General features: G+C 67.7%; 15 protein-coding genes and 1 pseudogene. 10 read left to right on the top strand and 6 right to left on the bottom strand.

Features of this window, described 5'->3' with window-relative positions:
* The first annotated feature begins 57 nt into the window (after window positions 1-57).
* Window positions 58-912, top strand: coding sequence for a formyltetrahydrofolate deformylase (gene purU / locus CV023_RS10390; protein ID WP_230745511.1), 855 nt, complete (start codon window positions 58-60; stop codon window positions 910-912).
* Window positions 913-1,057: 145 nt separating this feature from the next.
* On the opposite strand, the gene CV023_RS10385 is transcribed toward purU, so the two are convergent.
* On the bottom strand, window positions 1,058-2,587 hold the full coding sequence (locus CV023_RS10385) for an aldehyde dehydrogenase family protein (protein ID WP_230745510.1): 1,530 nt from the start codon (window positions 2,585-2,587) through the stop codon (window positions 1,058-1,060).
* A 207-nt stretch (window positions 2,588-2,794) separates the two neighbouring features.
* Between CV023_RS10385 and CV023_RS10380 the strand changes: the two genes are divergently transcribed.
* The 5 genes from CV023_RS10380 to dapA all read left to right on the top strand — a co-directional run bounded on the left by CV023_RS10380 (window position 2,795) and on the right by dapA (window position 8,559).
* Window positions 2,795-4,327 carry an alanine/glycine:cation symporter family protein gene (locus CV023_RS10380; RefSeq protein WP_230745509.1) on the top strand — a complete coding sequence of 511 codons (1,533 nt, stop codon included), beginning with the start codon at window positions 2,795-2,797 and terminating at the stop codon, window positions 4,325-4,327.
* Entirely contained in the window at window positions 4,324-5,211 is an 888-nt protein-coding gene (locus tag CV023_RS10375) for a universal stress protein (RefSeq protein WP_230745507.1), read from the top strand. The genes CV023_RS10380 and CV023_RS10375 overlap by 4 nt, the downstream gene beginning before the upstream one ends.
* 93 nt (window positions 5,212-5,304) lie before the next feature.
* On the top strand, window positions 5,305-6,000 hold the full coding sequence (locus CV023_RS10370) for a GntR family transcriptional regulator (RefSeq protein WP_230745505.1): 696 nt from the start codon (window positions 5,305-5,307) through the stop codon (window positions 5,998-6,000).
* A 215-nt stretch (window positions 6,001-6,215) separates the two neighbouring features.
* Entirely contained in the window at window positions 6,216-7,622 is a 1,407-nt protein-coding gene (locus tag CV023_RS10365) for a flavin monoamine oxidase family protein (protein ID WP_230745503.1), read from the top strand.
* Window positions 7,623-7,674: 52 nt separating this feature from the next.
* On the top strand, window positions 7,675-8,559 hold the full coding sequence (gene dapA, locus CV023_RS10360) for a 4-hydroxy-tetrahydrodipicolinate synthase (protein WP_230745500.1): 885 nt from the start codon (window positions 7,675-7,677) through the stop codon (window positions 8,557-8,559).
* Window positions 8,560-8,605: 46 nt separating this feature from the next.
* Here dapA and CV023_RS10355 read toward each other — a convergent pair whose 3' ends face one another.
* The gene (locus CV023_RS10355; RefSeq protein ID WP_230745499.1) at window positions 8,606-9,604 is read right to left on the bottom strand and encodes an Ldh family oxidoreductase; all 999 of its coding nucleotides are present in this window, start codon (window positions 9,602-9,604) and stop codon (window positions 8,606-8,608) included.
* Between the two features lie 72 nt (window positions 9,605-9,676).
* A complete protein-coding gene (locus CV023_RS10350) occupies window positions 9,677-11,203 on the bottom strand; it encodes an aminotransferase class I/II-fold pyridoxal phosphate-dependent enzyme (RefSeq protein WP_230745497.1) in 1,527 nt (508 codons plus the stop codon).
* Window positions 11,204-11,278: 75 nt separating this feature from the next.
* Between CV023_RS10350 and CV023_RS10345 the strand changes: the two genes are divergently transcribed.
* Window positions 11,279-12,193: a LysR family transcriptional regulator gene (locus CV023_RS10345; RefSeq protein WP_230745495.1), complete on the top strand. Its 915-nt coding sequence runs from the start codon at window positions 11,279-11,281 to the stop codon at window positions 12,191-12,193.
* A 15-nt stretch (window positions 12,194-12,208) separates the two neighbouring features.
* Here CV023_RS10345 and CV023_RS10340 read toward each other — a convergent pair whose 3' ends face one another.
* The gene (locus tag CV023_RS10340) at window positions 12,209-13,099 is read right to left on the bottom strand and encodes an IclR family transcriptional regulator (RefSeq protein WP_230745493.1); all 891 of its coding nucleotides are present in this window, start codon (window positions 13,097-13,099) and stop codon (window positions 12,209-12,211) included.
* A gap of 177 nt (window positions 13,100-13,276) precedes the next feature.
* On the opposite strand from CV023_RS10340, the pseudogene CV023_RS10335 reads away from it, so the two are divergent.
* From CV023_RS10335 to CV023_RS10325, 3 genes and pseudogenes are all read left to right on the top strand, one after another.
* A pseudogene (locus tag CV023_RS10335) lies at window positions 13,277-13,402 on the top strand (lycopene cyclase family protein); the annotation flags it as partial.
* Between the two features lie 156 nt (window positions 13,403-13,558).
* Complete coding sequence (locus CV023_RS10330) at window positions 13,559-14,362, top strand: ABC transporter ATP-binding protein (protein WP_230745492.1); 804 nt, start codon at window positions 13,559-13,561, stop codon at window positions 14,360-14,362.
* Between the two features lie 72 nt (window positions 14,363-14,434).
* A complete protein-coding gene (locus CV023_RS10325; RefSeq protein ID WP_230745491.1) occupies window positions 14,435-14,632 on the top strand; it encodes a hypothetical protein in 198 nt (65 codons plus the stop codon).
* 36 nt (window positions 14,633-14,668) lie between these two features.
* On the opposite strand, the gene CV023_RS10320 is transcribed toward CV023_RS10325, so the two are convergent.
* Both CV023_RS10320 and CV023_RS10315 read right to left on the bottom strand, forming a co-directional pair.
* Window positions 14,669-15,712 carry a threonine/serine dehydratase gene (locus tag CV023_RS10320; protein ID WP_230745490.1) on the bottom strand — a complete coding sequence of 348 codons (1,044 nt, stop codon included), beginning with the start codon at window positions 15,710-15,712 and terminating at the stop codon, window positions 14,669-14,671.
* A 99-nt stretch (window positions 15,713-15,811) separates the two neighbouring features.
* Window positions 15,812-17,164, bottom strand: coding sequence for an MFS transporter (locus CV023_RS10315; protein ID WP_230745484.1), 1,353 nt, complete (start codon window positions 17,162-17,164; stop codon window positions 15,812-15,814).
* Between the last annotated feature and the right edge of the window lie 235 nt (window positions 17,165-17,399).

Here is a 17,399-nt window from a genome sequence, read left to right as displayed (position 1 = left end):
TGAGGAATCGCACTCTCTGGAATCGCACTCTCCGCCCTCGTGAGAAAGAATAGTGACATGCAGGATTTCATCTTCACCCTCGAATGCGACGAACGCCCCGGCATCCTCCACAAGGTGACCGGCGCCCTGCTCGAACACGGGGGTGACATCAAGGAGCTCAAGCAGTTCGACGACCAGTACACGAAGCGGCTGTTCCTCCGCATCGACTTCAGCGTCTCGGAAGAGCCGGGCAACGGCATCGATGCGCTGCGGACGGACTTCGCCGCCCTCGGCGAGGAATTCGATGCCCGCTGGCAGCTGTGGCCGCAGGGCCAGAAGCGCAGAGTGCTCATCATGGTCTCGAAGTTCGAGCACTGCCTCAACGACCTGCTCTTCCGTGCCCAGATCGGGGAGCTGCCCATCGAGATCGCGGCCGTGGTGTCGAACCACCCGGACCACCGTGAACTCGTCGAATGGCACCACATCCCGTTCTTCCGAGTCCCCGTGACCAAGGAGACCAAGCCCGAGGCGGAGGCGAAGCTGCTCGACCTCGTCGACCGCTTCGAGGTCGACCTCGTCGTGCTCGCCCGCTACATGCAGATCCTCTCCGACGACCTGGCCCGGGAACTGACCGGCCGGGCGATCAACATCCACCACTCGTTCCTGCCTTCATTCAAGGGGGCCAAGCCCTACCACCAGGCGTGGGAACGTGGCGTGAAGACCGTGGGTGCGACGGCGCACTTCGTCAACAGCGAACTCGACGAAGGCCCGATCATCGCCCAGCAGCTCGTCGAGGTCGACCATTCCTTCGGTCCCGAAGACCTCGTCGCCGCCGGCCGTGATGCCGAGTGCAAGGCCCTGTCGAATGCCGTGAAGTGGCACTGCGATGGCCGCGTGTTCCTCTCCGGGAAGCGGACCGTCGTCCTGCGCTGAGCAGTTCGACGCAGCTCGACGCAGTTCGACCCAGTTCGACGCAGTTCGACGCAGTTCGACGACGAAAGCACGCCGCAGCGTCGAAAGCGGGTTCCCTGAACTCTGCTTTCGACGCTGCGGCCTGCGCTCGATGCGTTCTCGGCCCTCAGCGGGAGTGGTTGATCTGCACGTGCTTGGTGCGGGAGAAGTCGTTCAGCGCGCAGATCGAGAGGTCGCGGCCATAGCCGGAGCCTTTGAATCCGCCCCATGGCACCTCGGCGGCGAGCACGAGGTGCGAGTTCACCCACACGGTCCCGAAGTCGAGGTGCCGGGGAGCGTCGAGGCTGCGCGCGGCATCCGTGGTCCACACCGAGGCGGCCAGACCGTAGGGGACCTCGTTGGCCCGTGTCAGCGCTTCGTCCTCGGTCTCGAAGGTCTCGATCGTCACGACGGGCCCGAAGATCTCCTCCTGAGAAGCCTCGGAGCCGGGAGCGATGTTCGCCAGCACGGTCGGGGCGACGAAGAAGCCGGGGCCCTCAAGCGCACCACCGCCGACGACCGGCTTCGCACCATCGGCGATCGCCCGGTCGAGGAAGCCCGTGACCCGCTCGAAGTGCGCCTCGGAGATCATCGGACCGAGTTCGACCGACTCTCCGCCGCGGGGGTCACCGACCGTGTAGCTGCCGACCTGTTCGGCGAGCAGTTCGGTGAACTTCTCCGCCACCGAGGAGTGGACGAGCACGCGCGTGCCCGCACCGCATTCCTGACCCGAGTTCCAGTACCCGGCATTGCGCACGCCTTCGGCGGCCGCCTGCAGATCGGCGTCGTCGAAGACGATCACCGGGGCCTTGCCTCCGAGCTCGAGATGAACCCGCTTGAGGCTCTCGCCCGCGCTCGTCGCCACGGCCCTGCCGCTGCCGACGCTGCCGGTCAGCGCCACGAGATCGATGTCCGGGTGGCTCGACAGGCGCGCACCGACACTCGGCCCGAGGCCCGTGACGATGTTGAGGACACCCGCGGGCAGCAGGTCGGCGACGAGCTCGGCGAACTTCAGCGTCGACAGCGGAGTCTGCTCGGAGGGTTTGAGGACGAGGGTGTTGCCGGCGGCGAGGATCGGCCCGATCTTCCACGCGGCCATGAGCAGCGGATAGTTCCAGGGCACGACGACACCGACGACGCCGACGGGCTCGCGCAGGATCACCGAGGTGTGCCCCTCGACATAGTCGCCGGCACCCATCTCGGTGAAGGCGCGGCCGGCGCCGGCCGCGAAGCGGAAGGTATCGGCCGACATCGAGATATCGTCCTCGGACACGACACGCGGCTTGCCGGTGTTCAGCGACTCGAGGCGGATGAGCAGGTCCGCGTTGTCCTCGATGCGATCGGCGATGGCCAGCAGAATGTCGGCCCGCTCCTTCGGAGTCGTGGCCTTCCACGCAGGCAGGGCCCGACGGGACGCAGCCACCGCGGAATCGACGTCGGCGGTCTCGCCCTCGGCCACCTCGGCGATGGTGGTGCCGTCGGCCGGATTGACGATCGTCGTCGTGGAAGCGGCCGCACCGGCTGCACCGGACGCACCGGCCGCCGACTCGACGAAGGCACCGTCGATGAAATGGGTGAGCGGGGGCAGCTCAGCAGCGTTGACGAGCGGGGTCGTGGTGTCGCCGCGGACGACGGCTGGGGCGGGGGTGGCAGCCATGACGGCCTCCGTTTCCTCGGTTCGATGGATGAGTCCTCGCCGGAGGATCGGGACATTCCGACGCCCTCCGCAGGATGTGATCACATTAACCTCGTTTTCGGGTACGATGCAATGGAATCTCCGAAGAATGATGAGCGAATCGCCCTTCGGGAGAACTGAATACCCGCGCGGACCGGCGTGGGAGTCGACGAACACGGAGCGGTGCTCTTGGACATCACCATACAGCTGCAGACCATCGCGAATGCGATGTGGATACCGACCATCGTGCTGGCCATCGTCATGGGGGTCTACTTCACGATCCGCACCCGGCTGCTGCAGATCCGGCTCTTCCCGCAGATGCTGCGCGAACTCAAGGGCGACGGCGATGTCGCCCCCGGCGGCCTCACTCCGTTCCAGGCACTGGCGCTGACGATCGGCAACCGCGTCGGCGTCGGCAACATCGCCGGTGTCGCCACGGCCATCGGCTGGGGCGGACCCGGAGCCCTGTTCTGGATGGCGGTGATGGCCTTCTGTGGAGGCGCAACCGCCTTCGTCGAATCGACGCTCGCCCAGATCTACAAGCAGCGGGTCGGCAGCGAACTCAAGGGCGGCGTGCCCTACTACCTCTACAAGGCCTTCCAGAAGCGCTGGCTGGGCCTCATCGCCGCGGTCATCGCACTCATCCTCTACACGATCCTCGCCCCGGGCATCCAGTCCAACAGCATCGCCGTGAGCTTCGAATACGCCTTCGGCATCCCCGGCTGGATCACCGGAATCGCTGTCACAGCGGTCCTCGGATTCATCATCTGGGGCGGGCGCGAACGCATCATCAAGGTCGTCAACGTCATCGTCCCGATCATGGCCGTCGGCTACATCGGCGGGGCGATCATCGTGCTCATCGTCAACATCACCGCGCTGCCCGGGGCCCTCGGGCTGATCATCTCCTCGGCCTTCGGCACCGACCAGGTCTTCGGCGGCATCGTCGGCGCGGCCATCTCCTGGGGTGTGCGCCGCGCCCTGTTCTCGAATGTCGCCGGCGTCGGCGAGGGCACCTATGCGGCGGGCGCCGCCGAGGTCAGCCACCCGGCCAAGCAGGGACTCGTGCAGACCTTCTCGATCTACATCGACACGCTGACCGTGTGCATGCTCACCGGTCTGATGATGGTCGTGACCGGTCAGTACAACGTCATCACCGAGGATGGCCGAGAGCTGCTGGTCAACCTGCCCGGGGTCGAGGCGGGCACGAACTTCACCCAGGCCGCCGTCGACACCGTGGCCACAGGCTTCGGCTCCCCATTCATCGCGATCTCCGTGGCGATGTTCGCGATCACGACCATCGTCGCCTTCTACTTCATCGCCGATACGAACCTGTCCTTCATCGTCGGCGAAGGCAACCGGGTCTACCTGCGCATCCTCGAATGCGTGATCCTCGCCGTGTGCTTCATCAGCTGCATCGTCGACGCCGGCGCGGTCTGGGCGCTCGGGGACATGGGCTACGCCAGCCTCGGCGTCATCAACTTCGCCGCGCTCATCCTGCTCTCCCGGATCGCGCTGCGCACGCTCAAGGACTTCGACCGCCAGCGCAAGCTGGGACTCAATCCCGTCTTCGACCCGAGCAGCCTGGGCATCAGGCACGCCGACTTCTGGGAGGACCCCGCCGAGGGGGTCGTCGCGGCACGGCTGGGAGCCGAGGCCTCGGGACGCGGCTTCGACAACGACACCACCACCGATCACCACGACGAGGAGGACCGTCGGAAATGACGATCATCGCAGCGTTCCCCTACGGAAAGAGGGACAGGTCAGCACTCCATCTGGCGGCGACGCTCGCCCGCTCGAACGGGGAGGCGGTGCGCATCGTCTCGATCGTGCCCGCCCAGAGCCGGTCGTTCATCGCCAGCGGCAGCGATCTCCAACTCGCCGCCTGGTCCCGGGAGAGAGGACGCAAGGCCGTCGCCGAGGCGGAGCGCGCCGCGGCCGACATCTGCCCCGATGTCGAGACCGAGGCTGTGGCCGTGCAGGCACGGTCACGCGGCAAGGGACTCATCGCCGAGGCGGTCGACCATGACGCCTCGATGATCGTCCTCGGCTCGGGCACGGAGGGGGCGCGTGGTCGGATCCGCGTGAGCGGAACCTCTGACCGTCTGCTCCATTCGTCTCCCGTGCCGGTGGCGTTGGCGCCGAAGGGCTACCAGAGCGCACCGGGGTCGGTCATCGGGCGGGTGACCTGCTCCTTCCGCGGTGACGAGCGCTCCCAGCGGGTCCTCGCGCAGACCGCGGAGCTCTCCGAATCCGTCGAGGCGCGGCTGCGAGTCGCGACCTTCGGAGTCAGCGGCCGCACCGTGGAACCCGTTTGGGTGGAGGAGAATTCCCGACGCGCCGACTACGTTCGGCGGGTCAAGGCGGCCCAGGCCGCGGCGATCGAAGGCGTCGACGAGATCGACATCGGTGAGGCCGGGACGCCGGTCGAGGAGGCTGTCGGCATCGGCAAGGACTGGAAGTCCGCGCTGTCGGCCCTGGACTGGGGTGCCGGCGAGGTGCTCGTCCTGGGCTCCTCGGCGGACGGGCCGAAGTCGCGGGTCTTCCTCGGATCGAACGCCGCGAAGATCATCCGGCATGCCCCGGTCCCGGTGGTCGTGGTGCCGTGATGAGGCTGCGCAGCGGGCGAAGGTGCGGCGAACGGTGGCAGGGATGCGGCGAACGGCGGTTCGCACCGCCTCGGCGAGATTAGACTGTCGAGCATGAGCGAGACCCAGGCGACCCCGTCCTCGGCCCAGACCGAGACCGAAATCGGCCCGCGCATCGGCGACCAGGTGTTCGAGGCCATGCAGGCCAGCATCCTCAACGGCGAATACCGCGGCGGACAGCGCTTGCGGATCCGCCAACTGGCGGCCGCGCTGGGCACGAGCGTCATGCCCGTGCGCGAATCGCTCGCGCGCCTCGAGGAGGTCGGGCTCGTCGAGACCAGCCCGCACCGCGGAGCCGTGGTCAAAACCTTCACCGCCGAGGAGCTGCTGCAGATCTATTCGGTGCGCCGGATCCTCGAGGTCGAGGCCACCGTGCAGGGGGCGCAGCGACTCGACGAGGTCGGCAGGGCGCGGCTCGACGAGGAGTTCTCTGCGATGGAGTCATCTCTCGCCCACGGCGACCCGGCGGCCTACCTCGACCACGACGAGGAGCTGCTGGCAACCATCTACTCAGCGGCCGGCAACCCCGTCCTCGTCGAGACGATCCGCACCCTGTGGCTGCGGTGCCGGGCCTACAAGCTCGTCGGCGCCAGGCGTGAGATGGAAGCCGGCGACCTCACCCCGCTGCTCAAGCATCAGCGCCACCTCATGGACGCAGTGGACACCGGCGATGCCGAGAGTGCTGCCCGGGTGACCGGCGATTCCTTCGACGATGCGGTGAGCCGCATCCGCAGCGTCCTGGAGGACTAGGAGCGGTCACGGTCGGTTTCGGCCGAACTGGTTCGACTTGATTCCGCGTGATTCGGCGCGATTCCGCCTGATTCGGGCGGTCGTGGACCTCCGCTGAAAATCTCTGAGAAAAACTTCGGCTCAACGCTTGCAATTGAATGTGATCACATCCTACGCTTCTTGCAGAAGTCCGCGCGAAGGGGTGCGGGCGTGTATGAGAGAGGGGGTATCCCCCTATGAAAGATGCCGTCATCGTCGGTGGAGGACTCGCAGGACTATCGGCAGCATGGAGACTGCGCAACTGGGACATCACCCTCCTCGAATCGCAGCACCGTGTGGGTGGGCGAATCCGGTCAGAGAACCGCGGTCGCTACTTTCTCAACTGGGGTGGGCACATGTTCGCCGGAGGCAAGACCGCGACGAATGCGCTCATCACCGAGACCCAGACGCGTGCCTCGGACATCCCCGGCTCGCTGTCGGCGATCTCGATGAACGGAAAGCTGCTGCTCAAGGGCCCGGTGCAGAGCTACCCGTTCCGCATTCCGATGTCGCTCCAGGACCGCGCATCGATGATCAAGGCCGGGGTCAAGGTCAGCGCCGATGTCCTCCGCTACGCCGAGGCGGTGCGGCTGCGCCCGAACGAGAGCGCGGAGATGCGCCAGCAGCGGATCTACGACTTCGAGAACGACCGGTCCTTCGCCGACTACATCGGAGACCTCTCCGAGGACGCCGAGGCGATGTTCCGCCCGACCATCACCCGCTCGGCCGCCGACCCCGACGAACTCGCCGCGGGCGCGGGCATCGGCTACTTCAGCCTGGTCTGGAACATCGGCCAAGGACTCAACCGGAGCATCGGCGGCGGGCCGTCTAACCTCATCGAAGCGATCGCCGCGCCCCTGCAGGAGAACATCCAGCTCGATGCGAAGGTCCACGAGATCGTGCACAAGAAGGACCACGTGGTCGTCCGCTACCGGCAGGACGACATCGACCACGAGGTCGAGGCGCGCACGGTGGTGCTGGCCACCCCGGCGACCGTGGCTCACCGGATCGCCGTCGATCTGCAGGAGGACAAGCGCGAGGCCCTGGCCAAGATCGTCTACGGCCCCTACGTGTCTGCGGCCTTCCTCACGAACGAGACCGAGCCGCAGCCCTGGGACGCCGCCTACGGCATCGCCACCCCGAAGCGCTCATTCAACGTGGTGATGAACCAGGGCAACATCGTCCGCGGCACGGAGTCCGAACGCCAGCCCGGCGGCAGCATCATGACCTTCTCTCCGGCGAGTCTCGCCAGGAAGCTTCTCGACCTCGACGATGCGGACATCCTCGACACCTACATCAAGGATCTCGACCAGGTGCTGCCCGGTTTCGCGGGCATGGTCGAAGAAGCACAGGTCCAGCGCTGGCGCACCGGGGCACCCTACTGCTTCCCGGGTCGCGGCAAGCTCCAGCCGACCCTCAACACCCTCTCCGGTCGGGTCTTCCTCGCCGGCGACTACCTCGGGACGCTCTACACCGAGACCGCGATCAGCTCCGGCTTCACCGCGGCGCAGGAGGCGGCAAACATCCTCGCCACCGCCCGGCAGACCCGCAAGCACCACCCCGTCCAGCACCCCAACGAGGACGAACCGCCCAAGCACGGCTGAACCTCAACGATTCCAGCGATTCGAAACCCCCACTGACTGCACAGGAGAAACCATGACCGAGAACCTCAGCGGTGTCCTCACCGCCCTGACCACCCCCTTCGACGCCGAGGAGAACATCGACTTCGACGCGCTCGGCCGAGTCGTCGACCGGTCCATCGACGGCGGCGTCGACGGACTCGTCGTCGGCGGATCGACCGCCGAATTCGCGACCATGTCCGCCGAAGAACGCCAGTCCATGGTCGAATTCGTCATCGACCGCGCCGCCGGCCGCGTCCACGTCGTCGCGCAGACCGGAGCCACGACCACGAAGGAGGCCATCCGGCACTCCCTGGCCGCCCAGCGCTGCGGCGCCGATGTCCTCATGATCGTGACACCGTACTACGAGCCGCTGACACTGGCCGAGACCGTCGACTACATCAAGACCGTCGCGGCCGCCGTGGACATCGACGTGATGCTCTACAACATTCCGGGCGCGACCGGCATCAACCTCGACCCGGACACCGTCCGCCAGCTCGCCGAAGAGGTCGCGAACATCCGCTACATCAAGGACTCGAGCGCGGACTGGGAGCAGGCCCTCAAGCTCATCCACCATCACAGCGACGTCATCGGGACCTTCATCGGCTGGGACAGCTACATCTACTCCGGTCTCGTCGAAGGCGCGGCCGGAATGGTCGCAGGTGCTGCGAATGTCGTCCCCGCGGAGATCGTCTCGGTCTCGCGCAAGATCGCCGACGGCGACCTGCACGGTGCCCGGGACGAATGGCGACGCCTCTACCCGGTCATCGACGCGATGATCTCGGAACCCTTCATCCAGTCGGTGAAGAAGGGCCTCGAGCTGCGTGGCCTGCCCGTCGGAGCACCTCGGCGACCGATGGCCGAGACCGACCCGGACGCGACCGAGCGGATCAGGACGGCGCTGGCCGCCTTGGAGAGCTGAGGCTCACCCTCGCCGAGGTGGCCGGTCGTCCCGCCGTCGGCCGTGATCAGTCCGCCGCCGACCCCCGACGCCGGAGTTCGGTCACGGTCTCCTCGGTGAGCTCGACCGCCTCGGCGAGGGGTTTGCGACCGAAGTCGATGCCGTGTTCGGTGCGCAGACGCTCGAGGTGGGCGGCGACCCTCTCGCGGTAGCCGGGGTCGATGACCTCCGGGTCGACGGCGATGATCGTCAGCCCGATGCCCGGATTCTCATCACCGTCTGCGTGCGAGGGCGCGTCGAGTGAGAAGCGGGCGCCGCCGAGTGTGGCGAGGAGTTCGACCATGATCGCGATGTTGCTGCCCTTGACCCCGCCGAAGGGCAGGAGGGTGCCGGCCAGACCGGCCGCGGCATCGGTGGTCGCCTCGCCCTGAGGATCGATCGCCCAATCCTCGGGGATCGCCTCGTCGCGCTCGGCTGCCTCGCGGACGTTGACCCAGGCCGTGGCGCTGCTGGCTTGGTCGAACAGGCGCGGACCATCCGGGTGCGGGACGGCGAAGGCGAGCGGGTTCGTCCCCGTCGCCGCGTCAGTCGAGCCGAACAGGCTCATCAGCGCCGGGGAATTCGAGCCCGCCCAGGCGACGAGTCCGCGTTCGGCGAGCCGGTGGACGAACCAGGCGAGCTCGCCGGCGGTGTAGCTGCGCGAGATCGCCGCCAGGCTGATGCCGAAGCGGTTCGCCGAGTCGACGAGGGTCTCAAAGACAGTGTCGAAGGCGAGGTGGGCCGTGCCATGGCCGGCATCCACGCGGTGGACGACGGGAGTGGGGGAGTCGAGAATGGGCACCGCGGCCCCGTCGATCCGCCCGGTTTCCAGAGCTTCGAGGAAGTCGCCGAGGTGGCCGACGCCGAGCCGTGATTTACCGCGGCGCTCGGCCGAGACGGTCGCGGCGGCGAGGCTGGCGGCCATCGCCTCCGACCCTCCGGCGGTCCGGATCGCCCGGGCGCAGAGCTCGGCGAGCTCATCGGGGCTGAGTGTGATGGTGGGCGAGGACTGTGTGTGATCGGCCATGCCTCCACGCTAACGGAATCCCGCTCGCGACCTCGGGGCTGTCCGTCGTGTGAGGTCACCTCGGAGAGACGCCTATTCCGTCACCACCCGGAAGGTGTCCATCGCCGAATCCGCGGCACCGCGGACATAGCCCGACGGTGCTGCGGCGGTCATCCGGAGGAAGGACACCACCTCGGCGCTGAGCACCTCACCGGGGAGGACATTGGGCACCCCGGGCGGGTACGCGGCCAGGGCGTCGGCTGAGACTCGGCCGACCGCCTCGGCGAAGGGCACCGTGGTCGGTTCGGCGAAATAGGCCTCGCCGATGTCCATGCGCTTCTCGCAGCTGCCGGGAACGACGAGCGGACGCTCCGGTTCGGACTCGGAGACCGGCAGGGACTGCAGTGCGGTCCAGAACCGCTCGACATCGACCGGGGATGTGGCCCCGATGAGCAGGAGCAGCGCCGAGGGGGTGGCGAGCTCGCAGTAGATCCGGTGGTCCCGGATCAGCCGATATTGGGCGTCGGTGCCGGTGATCCCGGCTCCGCGGGTGTCGATGACGACCTTGAACGGGTCGTTCGCGATCGCATCGTGCCCGCCGAGGATGTCGGGAGTGGCATCGCGGAAGCGTGCATCCTCCCTGATCCGCGTGCGCAGCTCCTCTGCCGTGGTCAGGGTCTCACCGATCGCCTGGGGGTGGGTGGCGAGATGCCGGCGGGCTTCGTCGAGGGACGCCAGGAGCAGGGAGCTGCATGAGGTCGACTGGTAGGACTTCACCACCCGGTCGACCAGGGTCTCGATGCGCCGAGCCTGCGGTCCGTGCCCGAGGTGGATCATCGCCGACTGGGCCAGCGAACCCGCCCCTTTGTGGGTGCTCGAGATGACGAGGTCGGCCCCGCAGCGCACGGCGTTGACCGGCAGATCCGGGTGCATGCCGAAGTGGGAGCCCCAAGCCTCATCGACGATGAGGGGAACATCGTGAGCGTGGGCCACCTCGGCGATGGCGGCGATATCGGCCACCGCACCGAAATAGCTCGGGGACACGAGGTAGACGGCCGCGGACTCCGGATGTTCGGTCAGGGCGAAGTCGACCTGGGCGGGGGTAACCCCGTGGGAGGAGCCGAGCCCGGCGTCGACCCGCGGGTGGAGGAAGTGGGGACGCAGCTCCGCGTGGATGACGCCGTCGATGACGGAGGAATGGACGCTGCGCTGGAGGACGAACTCGCGCCCTAGCCCCCGCACGACGGTCGTGGCGATGTGATTGCCGCCCGAGGCGCCGTTCGTGATGAACCACGTGCGGGCCGCTCCCCAGGCCTCGGCGGCCAGCGCCTGAGCACGGACGATCGGGGTCTCACGCGAATGATCGATCATCCGCCAGTTCTCCTTATCGATGCCGCTGAAGAGCATCGGGAAGTCGATGCGCAGGGCCTCGGCGCCGACGACATCGGCCAGGCCCGGGGCGTGATCGGCAGAACCCTGATGTGCCGGGACGTGGAAGCGCTGCCAGTCCTCGGCACCGAGGGCGCGGATGGCGTCGGCGTAGGGCGCCGCGCTCTGGTCGAGTCCGACCGGGCCGGCGGCGGTGGCTGGGGAGGTCTGAGAATGGTTGATCGTGCGCATATGACCCACAGTAGGGACGTGCGACTGACCTACGCTATAGCAGGAATTCGATCACCGTGACATAGTGGCTATGTCATGATGAATCTGCAGCAGTTCCGAGTCCTCCTGGCCATCCGCGAGGCGGGGAGCCTCAATCGGGCCGCCGAGGTGCTCGACCATGGGGTGCCGACCGTGACCCATCATCTGCGCACCCTCGAATCGCACCTGCGGGTCAAGCTCGTCGAGCGTTCCCGCGGCGGGGCCCGGCTGACACCTCTGGGGGAGTCCTTCGCCGAGGAGATCGCACCGGTCATCGCGCGCATCGACCGAGCCGAGGCGCTCGTGACCGCGCAGCGCGACGCCGGGGTGGTCACCCTGCGCATCGGCAGCTTCTCCTCGATCGGCTCACGCCTGCTGCCCGCCGCGATCGCCGAACTCCAGGCCCGCAGGTCCGTGCGCGTCGAGGTCGTCGAGGCTGAACCCACCGAGGTGGTGCGGCTGCTCCAGCGCGGAGAGGTCCACGCCGGCCTCATCTACGACACCCCCGAGCTGCCCGAGTTCTTCGGCCCCGAACTGCGGCTGCGCACCCTGCTCGAGGAGCCCTACCGGGTGATGGTCGCCCGTGATGGGGAGCTCGCCCGCCACGAGGTGCTCGATCTTGCGACCATGGGCGACGTCGCCTGGGTGTGCAGCCGGAACGAGGCCGAAGCCTCGGTGCGGGTGCTCCGGCGGGTCTACCGGTCGCTGGGTCTGCCGCTGCGCGAGCTCATGCGCAGCGATGACCTCTATATGATCCACGGACTCGTCGCCGAGGGCCTCGGTGCGGCCCTGACCACCGAAGCCGCCGTCGACGCGGACTTCGAGGTCGAGTCGCGGCCGGCGAAGCAGGACCTCGGCAGTCGACGGGTCTCCTTCGTCACCCGGTCGGGCGTGAACCCGGCGGCCGTGGACTGGATGGGCGAGATCCTGGAATCGGTGGCCGCACAGCGGGGGACCGCCTCGGCTGGGTAGGGGATCGGTGCCGGTTCAGGGATTCGGGTGCTCGGCAAGAGCCTCGGCGATGGCCTTCGCCTCCCGGCGCAGCAGCGCGACGAGGCGTTCGACGCGGGATCCGGTGACCCGGTCGGGGATGCTCGCGATCGACAGGGCAGCGCGCGGACGGGTGCCGCGGATGCGCAGGGGCACGCCGACGGCCCACGAGCCCTGCGCGAACAGGCCGGGGTTGTGGACGAAGCCGTCGCTGCGGGCTTGGTCGATGATGTCGAGCAGCTGGGGCACCGAGACCTTCGGGTAGCGCTCGGTCAGCAGCTGGGCATTGGCCTCGAACTGGGCGTCCACCTCGGCGGGGGTGAGCTCCGAGAGGATCGCGAGGCTGCCGGCCCCGATGCCCAGCGGATGGCGATCGCCGACGGAGAGAGCATTGTTGAGGATGTCCCCGAACCCCTCCTCGCGGCGGGCGCAGATCGAGAAGTTGCCGGTGCGCAGGGTCAGGAACGCCGTGTCCCGGCTCAGCTCGGCCAGCCGCAGCAGGCCCGACTCCGACTCCGTGACCAGCGGATCCACGGACTTCTGGGCGAGCTGACCGAGGATCTGAGACTGCACGCCGAGGCGGTACCCGCCCTCGTCCAGGCGTTCGACATAGCCCATTGCGATCAGCGCCTGGAGCATGCGGTGGACGCTGGCCTTGGGGCGCCCGCTGATCGAGGCGATCTCGGACAGCCCGGCCCCGCCTCGGCGCTCGCCGGCGATGAGCCCGACGAGGTTGAGCAGGGAAAGGGCGCGTTGGATGCTCTGGGCGCCGGTGCCGGGCTCGATGTCGTCGACGGCGTGGGCGACGTTGAAGGAGGCGGACCTGCGCAGGATCTTGCCGCGCATCCGCATGCGGTGTTCGTCGTTGGGGCCGGTGCCGTCGTGCATGCCTCCATTATGGCGCGCGACAGAGACCGCGGTGGAATCGCGTCCCGGTCGGGGCCCTCGGGCGATTTGTGGTCGGCTCACAACCGGTCGCCGTGGAGTCTGGGATTCCTCGCGAAGCCCCATCTCTGTGTCGGGCATCACACTCGAAGGACACAGAGTAGTGAAAGTGAGGAACAGATGTACGACTACATCGTTGTAGGAGCAGGTTCTGCCGGATGTGTGCTGGCCGCACGATTGAGCGAGGATCCCGACGTCGAGGTGGCGCTGATCGAGGCGGGAGCCGCCGACACAGCCGATGAGCTCGACATCCCCACGGCGCCGGCGACGATTCCCGGGGATCCATGATGTGGAACATCGCTCGGCCGGTGCACGACCGCCTCGGCGTGGCTCGGATCTAGAATCGAGACGATCCGACCGGTTGGTGGGATCCCGAAGACGCGAGAGGCGAGTGAGGGCACCGTGAGTGACAGAGTCCTGGATCTGGACGGGGTGACGTTCCGGCGTGGGGAGACGAAGATCCTCCACGGGATCGACCTGTGCATCGACGCGGGCGAGCACTGGGTGCTCATCGGCCCGAACGGGGCGGGGAAGTCGACGATCCTCAGCTTCGCTTCGGCGCAGGTCTTCCCCACCTCGGGGACCGTGGACATCCTCGGGCAGCGGATGGGCCGGGTCGAGCTGGCCGCGCTGCGCCGCCACATCGGCCATGTGAATCCGCGTCACCCCCTGCGCTCGAACCTGTCCGTGCGGGAGGTCGTCCTGACCGGACTGACCGGCACCATCGAGCGCCCGTTCCGCTGGGAGCCCAGCGACGTGGAGCTCGCGAAGGCCGACGATCTCATCGCCGAGGTGGGGCTTTCCGCCCGCACGCAGGCCGGGTGGAAGATCCTGTCCCAAGGGGAGCGGGGCCGAGCCCTCGTCGCCAGGTCGCTCATCGCCGACCCCGAACTGCTGCTCTTCGACGAACCGACCACCGGCCTCGACGTGGCCGCCCGCGAACAGCTGCTCGAGACCATCGACGCCCTGTCACAGAGTGCGCCGGAACTCGCGACCCTGCTCGTCACCCATCACCTCGAGGAGATCCCGGAGTCGACCTCGCATGCGGCCCTGATCTCACACGGTCGGCTGACCGCGGCAGGTCCTATCGCCGAGGTGCTCACCACCGCGGCGGTCAGCGCCGCCTTCGAACACCCGATCGAGGTCGGATTTACCGACGGCCGGTGGTCGGCGCGGGCGATCCGTGAGCGGCCGCTGGCGGTGTGAGGTTCGTGTGAGTCGGGCACGTTGGGCGGCCGCGTCATTGCGCGGGTCTGCGCCGGGGCCTAGGCTTGAAGCATGAAGATGAGTACCGTCTGGAGCGTCATCGGCGCAATCATCGCCATCATCATCGCGTGGTGGGTGGTCAACGTCGCGTTCTCGATCGCCTGGTTCCTCGTCAAGGCCATCATCGCCGTCGTCGTCGCGGCGGTCATCTTCGCGCTGATCAAGCAGATGCTCAGGTCCAAAGACAAGGACCGCACGCAGAGGTACTGACGCCAGCGCGTTCTGTGGGCGCTCTGCGCCGGACCCTCAGAGATCGCCGAGGCCGGTGTTCGCCCCGCACAATACGACGCACACCTTCTCATCCTCCGCCGGAGTGTAGCCGCCCGATCCGGCAGACGGTTTCGAGCCGTGGACTCCCGCCAGGGCCGTCGCCGCGGCATGTTCGACGGCCAGTCGGTGACCGTCCCACAGGTGACGCCGCGCCGCGATGATCTGCTCATCGTCGACGAGCACCGAGGTGACCAGATCGGTCTGCGCAGCGGCCAGAGCCAGAGGCGTGGCTCGGCGGGCGCCCAGTGAGTCCGCGGCCACCGAATCGACCGGCACATCCACGGGCTCTCCGGCCTCCAGCGCGGCACCCAGCGCGCGGCAGTTCGCAGGCTCCACGGCCACCGTGCGGACCCCATGGAACGTCGCCGCCGTGGCGACTCCCGCGAAGAGCCCTCCTCCGCCGACGGAGACGACGACCGTGTCGAGGTCGGGCACCTGGGTGAGGATCTCGGTCATGAGAGTCCCCGCGCCGGCGGCGATGAGCGGATTGTCATAGGCATGCGAAGCCAAAGCCCCCGAGGACTCGACGAACTCCTGGCAGGCGGCGCCCGCCTCGGCGTACTCCGAACCGCTCAGGCGCACCTCGGCGCCGTAGGAGCGCAGCCGCTCGACCTTGACCTCGGGTGCGGTGGTCGGCAGGAACACGGTTGCCCGGACCCCAGCATCCCGGGCCGCCCATGCGCAGGCCAGCCCCGCATTGCCGCCCGAGGCGATCGTCACTCCCGCCTCGGGAAACGTGCCCTGCTCGAGGTGGGTCTGGATGAAGTTCTGCGCGCCGCGGGCCTTGAACGTGCCCGTGTACTGCATGAACTCGAGGGCGAAGTACAGGCCGGAGGCCGTCGGGTCACCGGTCGGCGGTGCACTCCACGTCGCACCGGTCGGAGTGGCCGCCTCGGTGGGGGGACCCGGCTGCGCCGAGGCGACGGTGACCGGGCGGATGCGCCCGGCGATCCGCGCGGCGGCGGCCTCGACGTCGGGGTAGGTGAGCTGGGTCGGTTCCGTCCGGGCTGGTTCGCTCATGCGCTCAGGCTAGCAAACGTGCCCGCTGTGCCGAGGTGGCACGGGAACTTCCGGCCACCTCGGCGGAGTTGTCGATGGGGTCGTCGGTGATGACGGTGCTCAGTGGTGTGCGACGACGCCCAGCGGATTGCCCTTGGTCTCCTTGACCAGGCTGACGGCGATGAGCGAGATGATGCACACGATGATCATGTAGATCGCGATCGACAGGGATGTGCCGGTGCTGGCGAGCAGGGACTCGGCGATGGTCGGGGCGAAAGCCCCGCCGAGGATCGCTCCGAGGGCGTAGCCGATGGACACTCCTGAATAGCGGACCTGGGGCGGGAACATCTCCGCGTACATCGCCGACATCGGGCCATAGGACAGGCCCATGCCGACGGTGAGGACGAAGATGCCGATGCCGTACATCCAGATGCTGCCCGTATCGATCATGAGGAACGTCGGGATCAGCCAGAGGATGAGGAGGATGTAGCCGATCTGGAAGGTGCGCACCCGTCCGAGCCGGTCCGAGAGCGCTCCGCCCCACATTGTGAAGACCAGCCAGCCGAAACTCGCCAGGGTCGTGGCCAGGAGCACGGGTGCCCGGTCGAGGCCGACGGCTCCGCCCTCGGCGAGCGGGCGCGAGGCGTACGCGGCGAAGAACGCGATGATCATGTAGCCCACGGCGTTGTTGCCGATGAAGATGAGCGCGGAGAGGATGACCTCCTTCGTGTTCTTCTTGAACAGGGTGCCCAGCGGCGCCGAGGATTCGGCGCGACGTTCGGCGAGTTCGGCGAAGACCGGGGACTCCTCGACCTGGCGGCGGATGTAATAGCCGATGAAGACGAGGACGACGGAGAACAGGAACGGGATCCTCCACCCGAAGCTCGCGAACTGCTCCGGCGTCAGCACCGTGGTGAGGATCCAGATGACGCCGGTGGCGAGGATCATGCCCACCGGCACGCCGATCTGCGGGTAGGCGCCGAAGATGCCGCGCTTGTTCACGGGCGCGTGCTCGACGGAGAGCAGGGCCGCACCGCCCCATTCACCGCCGGCGGAGAAGCCCTGGAGGATCCGCAGCAGGGTGAGCAGGATCGGAGCGCCCACGCCGATCGCGGCGTAGGTCGGCAGCAGGCCGATGAGCGAGGTCGCGGCTCCCATGAGGATGAGGGTGAGCACGAGCATCTTCTTCCGCCCGATCCGGTCGCCGAGGTGGCCCGCGATGATCGCGCCCAAGGGGCGGAAGAGGAAGGAGATGCCCAGAGACGCCCACGCCATGATCTGTCCGAGTGCCGGGTTGTCCGCGGCGAGCGGCCCGAAGTACTGGCTCGAGAGGATGAGCCCGGCGGCCTGGGCGTAGATGAAGAAGTCGTACCACTCGATGGTGGTGCCGACGAGGGTTCCGGCGAGGACCTTGCGTTCCTCGCGCGTAATCGACGACGTGGGCGTAGGTGCCGCGGGCGATGCAGTGGACATGGGTGATCTCTCCGTTGAAATCCCGGGTCCGGAACGCAGTGTTCTCCGTTGAGCTGCTGCGCGCGGACAATGGTGACTGTTTGGTCAGTTATTGTGCCCGATCATAGTGCAGTCGGTGATCGGTGTCACATGGGGGATGGGCGGCTTGTCGGGAGGGGTGCCCCAACGTGGAGTGCGGCGGTGATCGCCCGACCGCGCGCAATGCCGATGACAATAACCGACCGATTGGTTAGTA

Origin of the sequence: Brevibacterium sp. CCUG 69071 (assembly GCF_021023135.1) — a bacterium.
Classification (GTDB): Bacteria; Actinomycetota; Actinomycetes; order Actinomycetales; family Brevibacteriaceae; genus Brevibacterium.
Note: the sequence above shows the minus strand (reverse complement) of the source record. Positions and strands in the feature narration are given on the sequence as shown.

Bases quoted from the DNA above. Each gene is read 5' to 3' on its own strand.
- purU (WP_230745511.1), top strand. From the start codon at position 58: ATGCAGGATTTCATCTTCACCCTCGAATGCGACGAACGCCCCGGCATC.
- CV023_RS10385 (WP_230745510.1), bottom strand. From the start codon at position 2,587: ATGGCTGCCACCCCCGCCCCAGCCGTCGTCCGCGGCGACACCACGACC.
- CV023_RS10375 (WP_230745507.1), top strand. From the start codon at position 4,324: ATGACGATCATCGCAGCGTTCCCCTACGGAAAGAGGGACAGGTCAGCA.
- CV023_RS10370 (WP_230745505.1), top strand. From the start codon at position 5,305: ATGAGCGAGACCCAGGCGACCCCGTCCTCGGCCCAGACCGAGACCGAA.
- CV023_RS10365 (WP_230745503.1), top strand. From the start codon at position 6,216: ATGAAAGATGCCGTCATCGTCGGTGGAGGACTCGCAGGACTATCGGCA.
- dapA (WP_230745500.1), top strand. From the start codon at position 7,675: ATGACCGAGAACCTCAGCGGTGTCCTCACCGCCCTGACCACCCCCTTC.
- CV023_RS10355 (WP_230745499.1), bottom strand. From the start codon at position 9,604: ATGGCCGATCACACACAGTCCTCGCCCACCATCACACTCAGCCCCGAT.
- CV023_RS10350 (WP_230745497.1), bottom strand. From the start codon at position 11,203: ATGCGCACGATCAACCATTCTCAGACCTCCCCAGCCACCGCCGCCGGC.
- CV023_RS10345 (WP_230745495.1), top strand. From the start codon at position 11,279: ATGATGAATCTGCAGCAGTTCCGAGTCCTCCTGGCCATCCGCGAGGCG.
- CV023_RS10340 (WP_230745493.1), bottom strand. From the start codon at position 13,099: ATGCACGACGGCACCGGCCCCAACGACGAACACCGCATGCGGATGCGC.
- CV023_RS10325 (WP_230745491.1), top strand. From the start codon at position 14,435: ATGAAGATGAGTACCGTCTGGAGCGTCATCGGCGCAATCATCGCCATC.
- CV023_RS10320 (WP_230745490.1), bottom strand. From the start codon at position 15,712: ATGAGCGAACCAGCCCGGACGGAACCGACCCAGCTCACCTACCCCGAC.
- CV023_RS10315 (WP_230745484.1), bottom strand. From the start codon at position 17,164: ATGTCCACTGCATCGCCCGCGGCACCTACGCCCACGTCGTCGATTACG.